Here is a 15,541-nt window from a genome sequence, read left to right on the forward strand (position 1 = left end):
AATCTACGAGTACGTCTCGGACATCATGGGCTATTCGGTTCCTGGATACATGCGAAACGCGAAAATGGATTCAGGCGTGAACGTAAATTGACGGTCGTCTACTGGGGTTGTAGTACCCCGATGGCCGCGAGGTTTGCTTGTTTGCTTCGGCCGTCAAGTTGCTCGCCGTAAACGCTTGTTGACGTCTCTAGCAAACTTTCGTCAATCACTTTGCGTGAGCAAGGCCCCTCCTTGCGCTGCTCGCAGCGACCGGGGCCGGTCTGGGCACGCAGTGTTACCAAACAAATCGCAGGTAGACACGATTTTCAAATAACGACTATGAGGTGGGTCACACGTTTACAGTGCTGCTCACGTTTCAGGTTTCCTCAAAGGAGAGGGTTGCGGTTTTGTCCAAGCGGCATCGAAAGTCATCCAAAAAGGTCGTCGTCCAACGCACCGTGACGGCGGCCGGCGCCGTCGCCGCGACTGCCAGCTTGGCTTTTGTCGGGCCCACCGCGCAGGCGGCCGCGGCGGCACCGGACTACAAGGGCGCGGTCACCGACTCTAAGGACGCGCTCAATAACTACTTATCCGGGACTAATGCGATCGGATCGGCTGCCGGAGGCGTCTGGAACCCCATCGCCCAGGGATCCGGAGGGCTGCTCCCGACGTTCGGGACGAGCCTTACCCACTCCAATCTGACCAGCATCGCCGACCTCCCGGATGTGCTGCGGAACCTCGCAAGCACTCCGCTCCCGACGGCTGTTCCGGGAGTCATTCCCGCGATCAAGATTCCCGGACAGGGTTTCGTCGACCTGCCACTGCCGACGACCATCCCGGGCGCCAACCTGCTCAATGGTCTGGCCAACGCGCTTGACGGTGTGTTCAACAACCCCATCATCGGGCCCATCGTCAACCAGCTTCCGCCCCTGAGCGACATCGTCGACGGACTGATCGCCGAGCAGGACAAGTTCACGGCGGGCTACAACTGGCCGCTGCTTCAGGCCAGCGGCCTGACAACCATCACCAACACCTTTGTGCAGACACCGAGCGGGCTCAACATCAAGATCCCGGCCTCGCTGGACCCGCTGGGCATCTTGCCCGACTCGGTCCGAATCCTGCCCGATGGCACCTTGCCGAACGTGACGGCCTGGGTCCCGATGGGTGCGGGAAACTACACATTCCCGCTGGGGATGGAGACCGGATGGTGGGCGACCGCGCCCACCTTGGTGGTCGACGGCGGTGCCGTGAACGTTCCGCAGACCGTGCTGTCGATTCCCATGTGGGCCAACGGCATCAAGGCTCCACTGGGGCTGGGGCAGGCAGGCCAGTTCAATGCACATGTCCTCATCCCGACGCAGAACGGTATCTACTCGCCGGTCGGCACGACGTTGTCCAACTTCTCCGTTCCGATGCTCGGCCTGGGTATGACGAATCTCAATGTGACGACCGGAAACTACCTCGGCACCAACGGATTCAATATCAACAACGGGCAGAACGTGATGGTGTTGCAGACGCCGTTCTCCGGGGCGCTGCCGATACCGATCGTCTATTCCCTGGGTGGCTTCAACATGGGGACCGAGGGCATGGGCTTCACGCTGCCATCGCTGTTCGGTGTTGGGCTCATGCCGACATTCCAGATCGGCACGGCACCGGGGGCCAACACGCCTCTGGGAATCATCCCGCCCAACCTGATTCCCACGGGTGGCATCGTGCCAACCCAGCTCATCACCGTCTCCGGCCTGATCAGTACCGCGCTCGGAATACCGGACCCGACAGTCGAACTCGCCAAGGCTCTGACTCCGCTGTACAAGGGTTTGGTTACGCCCGTCATGACACCGATCTCGGACATGCTCACCGCGCAGTACGGGAATCTGTTCAATGGTGCGGCGTCGAACACCCTGCAGGCCTCCAAGTTCTACAAGGACGTGATGACGCAGCTCGCCAGCGTGATCGGTGCGGCTCCCGCGCCGCTCTCGTCTCCGGCGCCCAACACCTTGGCGGCCACCGATACGCCCGCACCGGCGGCCACGCACGTCGAGGCTTCTGCGCCGGCGCAGAAACTGGGCGCTGCGACGGCACCTGAGGCCAAGCAGCTTGAGGCTCCGAAACTGGATCTCACCTCGAACCTCGTCGCCGCCAAGGACAAGGTTGTCGAGAAGGTCGCGCCGGCGCCGCTTTCCGCATCCGCATCCAGCGCTTCGGAATTGAGTGCGACGCCGATCGGCGAAGCGGCAGCTCAACCCGCTGCCGCTGCCGCTCCCACGCCGGATGTCGCGAAAGAGGCCCCCAAGGCCGAGGCGAAGGAAGACTCGAAAGACAAGGAGAAGCCGGCGAAGCCGGTCGTGAAGGAGAAGCTGCAGGACAAGGTCGATAAGGCGAATAGTGCGCTGAAGGATTCGGCCAGTGGGTCGATCAAGCAGACGAGGGGTGCGATCACCTCTACGGTGACTAACACGATCGAATCTGTGACGTTTACTCAGTCCGAATCCAAAGCTGCTGAGGCGAATAAGGATTCAGGCACGTCGTCGGTGACCAAGAGCGACTCCGATAGCGGGAAGCATCATGAGGATTCCTCGGGTGCGTCCAACAAGGTGAAGGTCAAGGTGGCCTCGCCCAGTGAGTCGGGTGGAAAGCATCGCGCGCCCGAGGCGTCGTCCGGTGGTGGTTCGAGCGCGGGCGGCGGTTCGGAAGGTTCGGGTGCCCATGGCGGATCGTCGTCAAGTGCAGGAAAGCACTCGGCGAGCGACTAGAGGCGCACGGCTCCCAGCACGATATCGGCGATCCGGGAACGGAACGCCTCGGGTGAGAATCCGCACGCCTGCGACCGGATGGCGCTGGTGTCGTAGTCGGCGGGGTTGAAGTCCCGCATCAGCTCGGCGAGCTGTGCTATGACGGCGTCATCCGGGCCGGCCTGTACGTGTTCACCGGTAATGCCGGGCTCCACGGTGTCCAGTGCACCTCCCGCGCCCAGCGCCAGGACCGGTGTTCCGCACGCCATTGCCTCGACGGGGACGATCCCGAAGTCCTCCACGCCGGGCATCAACAGGGCGCGGCATCGCCGGTACATGTCCAGGAGAACCTCGTCGGATGCGGCGCCGAGAAAGGTGGTCTCGGGCCCGGCGATTTCTTCTAGGTGATCGCGGAATCGTCCCTCGCCCAGCACCACTAGGCGGCAATTGGCCCGTTGCGCGGCCCGGATGGCTAGGTCCGCACGCTTGTACGGAACCAGCCTGCCCGCACACAAATAGAAGTCCTCGCGGGCAATCGACGGATCGGGAGAGAACCTGTCGATGCGTACGGGTGGGCTGATCACTGTCGACGGCAGCCCCCACCAATCGCGAATCCGCTCCGCCACGGCATGTGAGTTGGCGATGACATGCGATAAGCGGGGTGCTGCCCGCAGTTCGCCCCGGCGCGCGAGGTTCCCCAATGCGGACAGGGCGATTCGTCCTGCCCGGCTTGCCATCTCGTGATCACGAAATGCGCGGTCCCATGCCCAGCGGGCCGGGCTGTGCACGTAAGCGATGACGGGAGCATCGGTGGCGAATGCCGCCTGGGTGGCGAATGAGTGATGACTGATCAGCACCGCGTCGAGGTCATCGCCGAGCGGGAGCTTCCTCAGGGCGCTGGGAACCAGGGGGAGCAGTGGTGCGTGTGACCTGCGTCCGGTAGCACTGTAGGCATTGTCCAGCCAGGTCCCTGAAATCGGCGCGTGCGGTGCATCGTCCGGCCGGCCGGCGGCCTCCAATACCTGCTGGCGGCAATGGGGTTCCGTGATCGGCGCGAAGACTTTCGCCTGCGGCCAGGCCTTCATGAATTCGGCGACCACCAATTCCGAGCCGCCGAACTCGGTGAAACGTTCATGGACGATCGCTATACGCGATGAGTTCATAGTTCCCTCCTCAGCATCCGGGGGTCAGAAAAGCCTTGACGTAACTGCCGGACTGCCGGATGAACATCCACGACCAGAAGGCAACTCCGGAGGGAGTGGGACTAGCGACCATGGTGAGCTCCCCGTCGAAACACTTTCCGACGATGTAACGAGCACGCGAGACGTGTGGCGTGAAGGTGATGACGATGATGTGATGCCAGCCGAGTTCCTGTGCCTTGGCGCGTATTTCCTGGGCTTCGCCCTCGGTGGTCCAGGGGTCTGGGATGAAGCAGCTGACCGTGAATGTGAAGTGGCCCTTGCAGTACTTGTCCATGTTGCGGTCATTGGCTCCGGTCGACTGTGCGATCAGCAGGTACGGTGCGTACCCGCGTTTCGCCAGATCCAGCCCGACGTCGAACCGCTCGTAAGGAGTGCCGCCCAATACGACGATCGCGTCGGCGGGCCGTAGCGGATCGGTCTGCGGGTGCATGTACACACGCCAGCCGGCGGTGACGAACCCCGTCGTGAGCACGGCGATCGCGATCACGGCCAACAGGACTCGCCTGCGCCACCGTGGTCGCCGGTCGGCGGTAGGCACTGCGGGCTCATCGGTGGGCATTTCCGTGGCGTCAGTGGAGCTCATCGGCGATCTCCTTGGCGCGGTCGACGTAGCGGTGCGATTCCTGCGTCACACGAAGGTGGCCTGCCCCCGCGATCTTGGCGGCTTGCGCCGGATGGCAAGCACACCACCGCAGGATCTCGCCAAGTTCGGCCTCGTTGGAGAACAGCAGACATTCGGTTCCCTCGTTGAGTAGCTCGCTGTGTTCATCGGTGCGTTCCCCGACGAACAGCCCACCGCACGCGGGTATTTCGAAGGTCCGGCAGGTGTGCGTGTCGCGGTTGTCCGAGTTCAGCAAGACCAGGTTCGCGGTGACGGACGCCACGGTGGTCGCGAAGTGATCGCCGTAGACGGCGCCACCGACTGTGGCTCCGGTGGCCTGCAGCGAGGGCATGCGTCGCCAGCCCGGACCACGAACAAGAAGATTCTTCCCGTGCTCGTTGCCGAGTCGGGCGATCATGTCGGATCTGTCCGGGCGTCTGGCTCCGATGAACCCCACAAGATACTGCCGTGCAACCCGTTTGGCGCACGGACGATGCCACGCGGGGTCGTAGGCGCTGCGTACGAACTTCACTCGGCGCGCGCCTCGGTCTTGCAACTCGGTCACGTTGTGGCGTTTGGTGGTGACCACCAGATCCCACTCGCGTTCGTGTGCCAGGTAATCAGTCGTCGTGTTGTAGGGATTGCCGACATCATCGGGGCTGTAGTGGACGCGGACCGCTGCCGGAACCTGGAGTAGCCGTGCCTGGTCCAGGTGGATCGATTTGAACCCGAAGAGCATGTCGGGAGTGAAATCTCGCGCAATGGCATCGATCTGATCATGCACGGCGTTCTGCACCCAGGATGCCCTCCGGCGCATGGCCTTTGAGTACACCCAGGCCGGTGACAGCCTGGCAGGCAAGGTGACTCTGGTGGTGTCCACCACGACCACCTCATGGCCCGCCTGGCGGAATCCGTCCGCCATCGACCGGGCATTACTGCCCACCCAATCATCTCCGATAAAGAGGATCTTCATCGCACAACACCCTCTTGCTCCGATTCAGCCTCGATGAGCACGCCTCGTTCCCGTCCTGCCAGGTGTTTGATGCGGGCCAGATACCAAATGGCTACTCCGAATTCGGCGCCGATCACGCCGCCAATCAGTGCCCACACGGAGTGGCTCCAGGATGCTGCGATCAGCCCGGCCACCGACGCCGCTGTACCGACCACCGACGCTATGAGGACACCATGCATGTCCTGACGTACCGGTAACAGCGCGGTGCTGATGTACGAGCTGATAGTGCTTGCCGGAAGAATGAGAAGCTCGGCGCGCAGTAGGCCGACGGCCCCGAGGAACTCGCTTCCGAAAATGAGGTGAACTATCGGTGCGGCGAGCACCCAGAGTAGGGCTGCTGCGAGTATGGCCACCGCGACGGCGCCGCGTAATCCTTGCAAGCCGGTGCGCCAGAAGTGTTCGTGTCCACTGCGTTTCGCCATCCGGGGCAGCAGCACCAATCCGATCATATCCAGGAGAGATTGCATTGCCCTGACCAGACGATCACTCGCCGAGAACAGGCCCAGCGATACGGCGTCGAGCATGGCGGAGTAAATGGCTGGTGCGCCTTGCCCGTATCCGGTGGTGAGAAGTCGTGAGGTGGCGATCGGCCAGCTGGTGCGGAGGATGCGGCCAGGTGCGTAGGGGCGACACAGCCCGCCGAAGGTGCGCAGGCTGTCCCACCAGGTGCCGGCGACCGTCAGAACTGAGGAGCCCAGCAGGCACAGCACCGCGGTGGACGCGTGTGGGGAATGCGGTAGTAGCACGATGAGAAGAACGAGGTAGGCGATGCGCCCGGAGCCCTGGTAAACCGCGGATGCGACAAACCGCCCCTGCCCAATGAGCAGCCAGTCATCGGAGGTGGCCCAGAGCCCACCGGCGAAGAGTCCCAACAGAATCATGTGCACATACGGGGTCGCCCCGGCTATCCAGCCGACGCCGAACGCGGCGCCGAGCACGGCCAGGGTGATCAACCTCAGGGATAAGTAGTCGGTACGCACCTGCCGGAGTTCGGCGGGGGTGTTGCGTAGGGCGGGCACTTGAGCCGCGAGGAACGGTGTCATGCCCAGGTCGACGACGATGGAGCCGAAGAAGTACGCCGCCATCCCCACGGCCAATAGCCCCATTCCCGCCGGGCCCAGAATTCGGGCAAGTAGTGGCACGGTCGCGAATGTCACGACGTATTGGCCGTACTTACCGAAGACAACGGCCCCGAAATCCCGGGCCAGTCGTAATGCGCGGGGAAGCGTTGCGCTGTTTCGCGGTCCCCTAGACACTGCGCTCTTCTAACGATGCAGTCGCGCGACGGTTGAGGATCTGCGCGAAGAACGATGCGACGGTCTGTGCCGAGTCGGCGATATCGAATTTTCTGGCCCGAGACTGACCGGCTTGCGCCAATCGGATTCGAAGGTCACGGTCTTCAATGAGACGGTCGAGGGCATCGGTCAACTGATCAGCGTTGCCGGCGTCGACCAGCAGCCCGTGAACTCCCGATTCAATAGCCTCAGCGGGACCGCCGGGCTGGGTGGCGATGACTGCGCAGCCCGCGCGCAGCCCTTCGACGACGACCTGTCCGAAGGGCTCGGCGATGACCGAGCAATGCACCAGGATGTCGGCGGCGGAGAGGATGTCGGAGGGGTCGTCGAGATGCCCGGTGAATGTCACCGGCAGCTGCAGTTCGCTTGCCAGGTCTTCTAATTCGGTTCGAAAGGAATCCTCGCCGAAGAAGGTGCCGCCGACGAGGTACACGCGCTGAGGCTGAACGCTGGTGTTGGCCAGCGCCCTGAGGAACACGTCTTGTCCCTTCCATCGCGTCAGTCTGCCGACGACAGCGACAACGGTCTCGGCGGGCGGGCGCTGGGGCGGGTGTTCTGTGTCGAGTGTCCGCAGAAAATCCAGCCCGGGGTACGCCACGACGCCCGGGCGCCGCCGTGGCCGGAGGGAGTTCTGGGTGGATCGGCTGTTGGCGATGTACCCGTCGGACACCATCATGCCGATCATTCGGATAAGGAATGCCAGTGTGGCACCGAAATATTCAGCTGATATCCGATCGTGAACGTGCCAAATCAAGGGAATCCGCGCTCGTTTGGCCGCAACGGCAGACATGATGAGAGCTTTTGTGCTCCCTGCGATCAGCACATCGGCTCCGTGCTCCCGCACGACGGCTCCCAGATCCCACCCGAGCCGAACCAGTGCCGCGGCTCCGGTCAACCTGCGCAACCATCCGGAACCGTCAATGGTGACGCTTCGGCTATCGAAAGTGTTGGCCAACAATGATGTTTGTATGCCTTGGGATTTCATTGCGCTGACCATGGGGCCGTCTTCGGTGTAGATCACGGACGGTTCGACCGTGAACTCCGCGGGTACATTGCGTAGCGCCGACAGCAAGCGCGAAGTTGCCAGTTCCGCGCCGGAGGGCGCGGCCGTGTGGGCGACGAATACTGCCCGGATCACGCGCTCAACTCCGAATACACGGCATGGTGACGCTGCGCGGCAGCCGCCCAGGAGAACGACTCGGCATGTCGCCGGCACTGCTGCGCACTGGGGAGCATGCCATCGAGTGCCGAGATGAGGCGCGCCCCAAGTGCTTCGGCGTTGTCAGATGGCACGATCAACGTGGGGTCCAGACCGCGTACCGCATCGGGGAGTCCGCCACAGTCGGTGACCACGGCAGGTCTGCCGGTGGCTAAGGATTCGAGTGCGATCAATCCGAACCCCTCAAGAGCCACGGATGGTACGACGGTGAGGTCGGCAAGTGTGTAGAGCTGTGTCAGGGTGGGGTCGTCCACACGTCCGGTGAATTGGATGCTGTCGTCCAGACCCGCCGCTGACACCTGTGCTCTCAGATCATTCTCGGCGGTGCCCGTGCCCACGATCATCAGGCAGGCATCTGGATGCGCGGATACGACGGCCGGCCACGATTCGATGAGGCGGTGAATTCCCATGCGGTGTTCGAGCCTGCGCACGCAAAGCACCGTGCGCCGGCCGGTGGGTGCCTCCAACGGTGGTAGCAGTCCGAATCGGTCGAGGTCGACCCCGGGTGGAATGACTTCGATGCGATCCGCCGGTATCCGATAGTCCTCGATCAGAACGTCACGGAATCGATCCGACAGGACGATCATCCGCTCGGCGCCGGTGTACCGGAGGCGCTCCACGACGTACTTGGCATGGGAACGGAAGGCTCCGGCTCCTGCGAACCTGCTTTCTGCCGCCCAGGGTCCGTGGAAGTGCACAACTAGGCGGCTGCGGGTGCGCCATCCGGTGGCCGATGGTCCATACAGGCAGAAGTGGCGATCAAGAATGCCGGGTTGTCGCAGCCCGGATCGATCGTTGAACGCGGTGAGAACCCGCGTTCGAGTGGACCCGCCGGTGGCGCCCCAAGACCATCCACCGTCAGAGGGCACCCCGAATGCGGCGGCCGACAGTTCGATGTTGTCCCGGTGGCGGAGCGCGGTGAACAGATCGGTGAAGTACCGATTCAACCCGCCCGGCAACGAGGAGAACCACTCCGCGCCGGTCATGTGCACTCTGATGGGCGCCATATCAGGCCTCATCTCTGCTGCTGGCGATCTTTGCTATCGGTGACGGCTGCGGCCTCGGTCCGACGTCGCGCGTCGTCCATCGCCACGCATGTGTTCGCCGACATGCGTGGTCCGCCTTGGGGGCTCGGCCCCATCCCTCATGTTTGTTCAATGTTCAACCGACTCAACATGCACGTGCACGTGGCCGCCGATAGGTTCGTATCCATTGATGCTCATAATGCCTGAGTAGGCCAAATAATATTACCGAGTAGCGCGATGCTCTTCGGATGCGAAATTCATGTGCGCAACGACGTCCGATGCGCCTAGTTCATGCCGCCAGGCAGCCGACTCGTCTCTAGCCTGCAACACACCGTGGGTGCTCCGCAACCTGAGGCAGGGGTTTCGCTCATTGAAAGTTGGGTTTGGCCTTGCCTTTAATTTGCCCGCAACTAGCGGGTGTGTGGTGCTTGAGATAACGCTGTGGCAGGCTGGGGAGGACGCGTACCGCGTTGCCTGAATCATCCTGAACTGGTCATGTTATGGAAATGTTACTTGCCGGTGAGCGTTGTGTGATTGGCGTGAAGATTAGCAATAGGTGGCGGTGGGAGATGTTTGTTAGATGATTCTTATTTCCCTGCAATAAAACTTTCATTTGTGACGTTGCGACCCGTGAAGTAGCGTGACAGTCATCACGTGGCGTGTTTTTGGTCGTTATGGAAACCTCTACACGTAAATAGGTCGGGCTCAATTGCCTAAATCGTCCATACGAATCAGCCGATATGAACGAACGGGTCAAGTGCACTTATGGATTTGAAGAGCGTCGTTAGTGACGGAATTCAACGGAGGGTAGAAGCACGCCCTGGGGGGCTGTTCTACCTGCACCGACGATGGGCGCCGGCGGCTGACCTGGTGGCCATCGCCCTCACGTCACTGGTCTCGTATCAGCTCGCGCATCATCTGCTGTCCGGGCGCCAGGACCTGGGCCGCTGGTATGCGGCAACGGATGTTGTGATCGCCGTCACGTGGTTTGCTGCACTCTCGCTGCACACGGTCGGCCCGGGAAAGGCGTTGCGGGCTGTCTTGCAGCAATGGCAGACGGTCGTCAGTGTCACGTTCCAGCTATTCACGATTGTGCTGCTCACCTATCTCATCTCGCGTATCGAGCTGATCGATATCCGGCATTTGGCGATCGAGATACCGCTTGGACTGCTGGGCATACTCGTAGCCCGGTATGGGCTGCGGCGTATCTGGGGCTCGGCGAGCCGGACTCCGGTGCTGCTGGCGGGCGATCACGACGCTGTGCGGGAGATGATCACCGCCTTTGGCCGTCACCGGGGCAGTGGCTTCGAGGTTGTCGGCGCGTGCACTCCTGGAGTTGATCATTGGCTTGGCGGACAGGCGATCGAGGTCGGTGATCACCGCGTGCCGATAGTCGGCGACGACCGCCACGTGGTCGAGGCCGCGCAGCGGACATCGGCTCAGATCGTCGCGGTCGCGATGACCAATGACCTTGGACGCAAGGAGCTTTCAGTGCTGGCCTCCGAGCTCGGAGATCTGGGAATCGAGCTCGCGGCATCTCCTGGGGACGTGGACGAGACCGTCGTGACGACAGCGGAGCGGGGTTTGGAGCGGGTTCATATGCTGGAGATGCTCGCCCCGGGCCATCGCCGGGCCCGGTCGATGTCGAAGGAAGCATTCGACATGGCGTTCGCAGCGGCCGCCATTCTGGCCACCGCGCCGGTGATGCTCGCGATTGCCGCGGCCATCAAGCTCACCAGCGCCGGGCCGGTGCTCTACGTGTCTGAACGAATCGGCTTGGACGGCGTGCCATTTCGGATGATCAAGTTCCGCAGTATGTACACGGGCGCCGACCGCGATACCGCGGCGATGATCGACTCGGCAGGAAGTACGCCCGTCTTCTTCAAAGCGAAGGAAGATCCCCGCATCACCCCGGTGGGGGCGTTCATCCGGAAGTACAGCCTCGATGAACTGCCCCAGTTCTTCAACGTGCTGTTCGGTGACATGAGCGTTGTCGGGCCGCGGCCGCAGGTGCAGCGGGAGGTCGACGCCTATGACGAGACGATGCGGCGACGGCTCCTGGTGAAACCGGGTGTTACCGGCCAATGGCAAGTCAGCGGCCGTAACGATCTTTCCGTCGACGAATCTATCCGTCACGACATCTCGTATGTCGACAACTGGTCCATGGGGCTCGATATACGCATCATTTCCCGGACTGTCGGCGCGGTGGTGCGCAGCGAGGGCGCCTACTGATACTCGGTCGATGGCCCCTAGGGCTTCCCGAGTTTTGGTGTGCAGCCTTGTGGCGCACGATCTTTCGAGCAGGCCTTTGCGGACCGAACGGTCACCGCATTCAATCGGTAAATGCGTGTTAGCGCCAGAACACATCGTTGACAGCATGACACGCTGTGTCCTATCGTTTTGTGTGTGTTTGGTGCCTGGTCATTAACCTCTGGTTTTGTGGTCGCGGTAATTGGAGTGGCTGGTTGTGGGCATGTCCCTGCTGACGAAGGCCGGCCCGCGACATTTGTTGAATCGCTGGCACCGTCAACGGGTGGCGAGCTTCCCTCGGACATCAGACCGATGCTGATTGCGCATCGTGGAGGTGCCGGCGATTATCCGGAGAACACCGTATTGGCAATAACTAACGCTGTGAAATCGGGCGTCGGTGGGATGTGGGTAACCGTACAGGTCAGCAGCGACGGGGTGCCGGTGCTCTATCGCCCGCTTGATCTGTCGAAATTGACCGATGGCAGTGGGCCGGTCAATTCGAAAACGGTACAACAATTGAAAGCACTTAATGCGGGATGGAATTTCGGCAAAATCGATATCAACCCGTATCGCCGACAGGCAGTGCAGATCCCGACGTTGGAAGAGGCGATTGCCGCCATCCCGCCTGGTATGCCCCTATTTCTTGACCTGAAGCAGATTCCGGCGGGGCCGCTGGTAGACGCGGTTTCCGCCGTATTGGTCAAGACCGGTGCGGTGGAGCGGTCAATTATCTATTCCACGGACGCAGACGTCACCGCGCTCGCGGCCAAGAGCGGCTTGGACATTGCCGAAAGCCGGGATATGACCCGGGAGAGGCTCTTGAATATGGCACTGAATCACCGGTGTGCACCCGCCCCGAGCATCGGAAGATGGGCAGGCTTCGAGATGCACCGAGATGTCACGGTGACTGAGAAATTCACCTTGGGTGCGGGGGTGTCTCAAGTCAGTGCTGAACTGTGGGCTCCAGATTCTATTGAGTGCTTCAGTTCGCTGCATTCCGGTATGAAAACAATAGGCTTCTCAGTGAATACGGAAGACGACTTTCGTTTGGCGCGCAAAATTGGCTTGGATGCCGTGCTCATCGACTCACCCCGAGCGGCCAAGGATTGGCGCTGACGGAGCGACGAGTAGTCGTGCAGTTTCTCAGAAACGTGCGTTGAAATGCCGAACCGTACAGTGCACCTACGCGAAACCCTTTCAAGCCGTAGTTCAGGTTTCGCTCGGTTGTTGAGATCGGGCTCTGTCGAGAAGTTGGCGAAGAGGCCAGCTGCGGAATCTGCGCAGGTAGAAATAGCAAAACCAGAACAGTATCGCGAGATGCGCAAACTCGGCGCGGCTGAACGATATGAGCTGGTGGCGTTGTATGAGGCTGGAGCTTCTGCGCTCGAACTGGCTCGAAAGTTTGAATGCCATCGCCAGACAGTCTCGCGGCAGCTGAAGAAGGCTGGTGTTGAGCTTCGTGAGCAGAGGAAGCTGACGCCGGAACTTTTGAGCCGTGCTAGGGCACTGTACGAACAAGGCCATACGTTGGCGGAAGTTGGTGTTGTGGTTGGCGTGGAGGCGAGTGCAGTAGGCAAGGCACTCAAGCGTTCTGGGTTACAGCTACGTCCCGGTGGTCGTAGATCGGTGGTCTGATTCAAGCGGCTTGATCGCTTACTGCTTGACGCCTTCCGCTTCCATCTCCGAGCGTGCCAGCTCAAGGAACAATTTGGTGAGCATCTTCAGATCTGGCTCTGGTCGTGCGAGTGCTCGGACGGTTATGGCTCTGCCATTGGGCATGATGGTGGTGCGGACACCGGTGCTTGATCACCTTGCGTCAGTCTTAGGCGCGGCCTGCGACTTGGGGAAGTGATGGATCGTCGAGATGCACGTTGCCTCGGAGGGTAATCAGTGCAGATTCAGTCTTGTCCGATGCAAGCAGATAGTACATGTGCAGGTTCAGTTGATCTCTGGAACTCAGGTAGGAAACCACCTGTCGGCGTGTTTGCCGTAGGAATCCGAGACGGGCACGTTGGCCCAGGTATTGGTCGGCGCTAGTTCTTGTCATCTGTCTATTTTTGCGCCAACTGGCTGAATGCCGTGCGTCTCACCTGCAAATATGCCCTTGGAGGCCCCGTATCCATCGTGTAGATCATTGCCGCCGTGAGTTCCGGCGTTACTGCGGGTATGACGGTGTGTGGCACCCTCCGGCGTCGCGCAACATAGATTATGTGGAAAGCGTGACTCTAAATGTTCTCGATTGGATTGATGTAAAAGCTGATGTCGGATCTATTTTTGTCTGATGAGAGACCATCTTGAGGTTGGAAGAATGATTAACCTATTTACAGCAAGGCCGGCCTGTGTCATGCTTGAGGCATAAGCAGTCGTCCGACTGGAACTGGAAGGAGGCGAAACCGTGACTGATGCAGCAGAAGTGAAGGTGTCAAACCGAGGAACGGGTTTTCCCGTGCTGTCGCTGCCGGATGCAGCAAAAATCATCAAAGATGCGGGGAAGTACGGCAAGGCTCACACGGCCACAGCGCTTGCTGGTTATGCCGGTCATACGTCAGCGACAAGTGGGCCGTGGAAGCAGAAGGCGTCTGCACTTCGTGAGTGGGGACTGATCTCAAGCGGAAGTGGTGATTCGGTCTCACTTACGGATCGGGCAATGAAGATCGCCCATCCTGAGAGCCCGGAGAAGGAAAGGGCGGCTCTGCTTGAGGCATTCCGTGGCTCGAGCCTCTTCATGAAGTTCTACAACGACTTCGCGGTTAACAGTGAACTGACGCTCGCTGGTATTGCAAGCAAGGCGGTCAACGTCCACGGGGTTTCGGTGTCGTCGAAGGACAAATTCACTAAGTCGTTCGTCGACAGCGCCGTGGCTGTAGGACTGGCGGAGCGGGTTGGTGCCGATCGTGCGAAGACACTGCCGATGCCAGGCTTAGGCGATCAGGTTGATCCAGATCTAGACGAAGATGCTGAGGATGAAGAACCGGTCGATGAGGTACCAGTCAAGCGTAAACGGAAGACCGGTACTCCAGCCGTCGACCAAACGTGGGACCTTGAACATGGCTCGATCAGCTTCTCGATAGTTACAGATAAACCCCTTGCGGCGGCTACCTATACAAAGCTCGCCAGCGTTGTGACCGCAATCGAAGCGCTAGCTGGCGAGCTTGGCCCGGATGAAGGTGAGAAGCCTCGCGATGGCACTTCCAACTAAGGTTTGGAGCAAGTACGAGCTGGACATTCGAAACCTGGGAGAGAACCGCGGCGGCGTAGACGCCAGTGATGGCTTTCTCGAGAGTCTCGACTTGGTCGATGCAAGCAGCGGTTTGACTGTGAGGGGTCAAGCACTGTTCTGGTACCTTTTCGCGGCGCCCGATGCGGAAGCTGCTAGCTCGACCATGCACTCGGCATTGCTTCAGAACCCAGAGTGCCTTGCAATCTGTCAGTCGCTTTACGGTGTGCCACGTGCTCAGAAGCGTAACGCCGAGTCGGTCCTGAGAGCTCAACGCCACGATGCAGGACTTACTGACCGTAACCTAGGTACGCTCCTTACGATACTGAGTGACTACGAGATCATTTCCTATAAGCGCGGCCTCATTGAGGTCCTCAATCCTGTTATCAGCGAAGGCTTCGTCCCGCCGAGCGTCTTCATAAGCAGGGACACGCCGTACTCCAACATCATGTGGATGACGCGCGTGTTGCGGGAGTGCGCTGGCCACATCTACTGGATGGACAAGCACTTTCAGCCAGCTGCGCTCGACATGATCGCGGACGTTGCTGACGGAAATCGCGTCAAGGCAATTCATGTTCTATCCCTTCGCCTGGAGGGTAATTCAAGTGCCAAGACCCGGCGGAGGTATGAGGCTCTAAAACACGAGCTCGAGCAGAAGGGCGTTGCGCTTGAGTGGAGATTCATTGACTCGCAACTGGTTAAGGCTACGCACGATCGATGGGTCATCGGGCAAGACTCTGCGAGAAACGTGCCTGACGTCGGTACTGTCCTGTCAGGGAACCATTCCGAGCTTTCCAGAAGCGATCAGGCGAGCGTCCTTAACCCGATCTTCGAGAGATACTGGGTTCAGGCAGTCGAGTTCCAGGCGTGAGCAAGCATCGGTAGATCGAAACAGGGGGCAGTGCATTGTGCTGGAAGGACGAACAGGCTTGCACGGCAGGGCAAAACGCCGAATTGGGCATAACACGGCGATTCGTTGAATCCCACAGCTATCGTTGGGGTACTGATA

Annotated in this window: 12 protein-coding genes; 6 read left to right on the forward strand and 6 right to left on the reverse strand. The window is 60.6% G+C overall.

Annotated elements, in window-relative coordinates; genetic code table 11:
• Positions 1-341: 341 nt before the first annotated feature.
• Complete coding sequence (locus tag RHO23_RS00625) at positions 342-2,732, forward strand: hypothetical protein (RefSeq protein WP_423489141.1); 2,391 nt, start codon at positions 342-344, stop codon at positions 2,730-2,732.
• Here the strand turns inward: RHO23_RS00625 and RHO23_RS00630 are convergent.
• The 6 genes from RHO23_RS00630 to RHO23_RS00655 are packed head-to-tail and all read right to left on the reverse strand — an operon-like array spanning position 2,729 to position 9,026.
• The gene (locus tag RHO23_RS00630) at positions 2,729-3,874 is read right to left on the reverse strand and encodes a glycosyltransferase (RefSeq protein WP_423488525.1); all 1,146 of its coding nucleotides are present in this window, start codon (positions 3,872-3,874) and stop codon (positions 2,729-2,731) included. The two genes, RHO23_RS00625 and RHO23_RS00630, sit on opposite strands and share 4 nt — an antisense overlap.
• Positions 3,875-3,884: 10 nt before the next feature.
• Positions 3,885-4,496: a YdcF family protein gene (locus RHO23_RS00635; RefSeq protein ID WP_217340651.1), complete on the reverse strand. Its 612-nt coding sequence runs from the start codon at positions 4,494-4,496 to the stop codon at positions 3,885-3,887.
• A complete protein-coding gene (locus RHO23_RS00640; protein WP_423488526.1) occupies positions 4,483-5,487 on the reverse strand; it encodes a CgeB family protein in 1,005 nt (334 codons plus the stop codon). The genes RHO23_RS00635 and RHO23_RS00640 overlap by 14 nt, the downstream gene beginning before the upstream one ends.
• On the reverse strand, positions 5,484-6,782 hold the full coding sequence (locus RHO23_RS00645; RefSeq protein WP_064407930.1) for a lipopolysaccharide biosynthesis protein: 1,299 nt from the start codon (positions 6,780-6,782) through the stop codon (positions 5,484-5,486). Before RHO23_RS00645 ends, RHO23_RS00640 begins: the two co-directional genes overlap by 4 nt.
• Complete coding sequence (locus RHO23_RS00650) at positions 6,775-7,959, reverse strand: glycosyltransferase family 4 protein (protein ID WP_423488527.1); 1,185 nt, start codon at positions 7,957-7,959, stop codon at positions 6,775-6,777. Before RHO23_RS00650 ends, RHO23_RS00645 begins: the two co-directional genes overlap by 8 nt.
• Positions 7,956-9,026, reverse strand: coding sequence for a glycosyltransferase family 4 protein (locus RHO23_RS00655; RefSeq protein ID WP_423489142.1), 1,071 nt, complete (start codon positions 9,024-9,026; stop codon positions 7,956-7,958). The genes RHO23_RS00650 and RHO23_RS00655 overlap by 4 nt, the downstream gene beginning before the upstream one ends.
• A gap of 804 nt (positions 9,027-9,830) precedes the next feature.
• On the opposite strand from RHO23_RS00655, the gene RHO23_RS00660 reads away from it, so the two are divergent.
• The 5 genes from RHO23_RS00660 (at position 9,831) to RHO23_RS00680 (ending at position 15,403) form a co-directional block, all read left to right on the forward strand.
• The gene (locus RHO23_RS00660) at positions 9,831-11,297 is read left to right on the forward strand and encodes a sugar transferase (protein ID WP_057968823.1); all 1,467 of its coding nucleotides are present in this window, start codon (positions 9,831-9,833) and stop codon (positions 11,295-11,297) included.
• A 285-nt stretch (positions 11,298-11,582) separates the two neighbouring features.
• On the forward strand, positions 11,583-12,431 hold the full coding sequence (locus RHO23_RS00665; protein ID WP_064410159.1) for a glycerophosphodiester phosphodiesterase family protein: 849 nt from the start codon (positions 11,583-11,585) through the stop codon (positions 12,429-12,431).
• Positions 12,432-12,632: 201 nt separating this feature from the next.
• Positions 12,633-12,950 (forward strand): helix-turn-helix domain-containing protein, encoded by a 318-nt coding sequence (locus RHO23_RS00670; protein ID WP_423488528.1) that lies wholly within the window; start codon positions 12,633-12,635, stop codon positions 12,948-12,950.
• 760 nt (positions 12,951-13,710) lie between these two features.
• Positions 13,711-14,514: a hypothetical protein gene (locus tag RHO23_RS00675; protein WP_423488529.1), complete on the forward strand. Its 804-nt coding sequence runs from the start codon at positions 13,711-13,713 to the stop codon at positions 14,512-14,514.
• Positions 14,468-15,403 carry a hypothetical protein gene (locus RHO23_RS00680; protein WP_423488530.1) on the forward strand — a complete coding sequence of 312 codons (936 nt, stop codon included), beginning with the start codon at positions 14,468-14,470 and terminating at the stop codon, positions 15,401-15,403. Before RHO23_RS00675 ends, RHO23_RS00680 begins: the two co-directional genes overlap by 47 nt.
• Positions 15,404-15,541: the final 138 nt, after the last annotated feature.

The organism is Mycobacteroides sp. PCS013, assembly GCF_049532645.1.
Classification (GTDB): Bacteria; Actinomycetota; Actinomycetes; order Mycobacteriales; family Mycobacteriaceae; genus Mycobacterium; species Mycobacterium gwanakae.

Coding starts and splice junctions, on each gene's coding strand:
- RHO23_RS00635 (WP_217340651.1), bottom strand. CDS start 4,496: ATGAGCTCCACTGACGCCACGGAAATGCCCACCGATGAGCCCGCAGTG.
- RHO23_RS00630 (WP_423488525.1), bottom strand. CDS start 3,874: ATGAACTCATCGCGTATAGCGATCGTCCATGAACGTTTCACCGAGTTC.
- RHO23_RS00655 (WP_423489142.1), bottom strand. CDS start 9,026: ATGACCGGCGCGGAGTGGTTCTCCTCGTTGCCGGGCGGGTTGAATCGG.
- RHO23_RS00670 (WP_423488528.1), top strand. CDS start 12,633: ATGCGCAAACTCGGCGCGGCTGAACGATATGAGCTGGTGGCGTTGTAT.
- RHO23_RS00640 (WP_423488526.1), bottom strand. CDS start 5,487: ATGAAGATCCTCTTTATCGGAGATGATTGGGTGGGCAGTAATGCCCGG.
- RHO23_RS00660 (WP_057968823.1), top strand. CDS start 9,831: ATGGATTTGAAGAGCGTCGTTAGTGACGGAATTCAACGGAGGGTAGAA.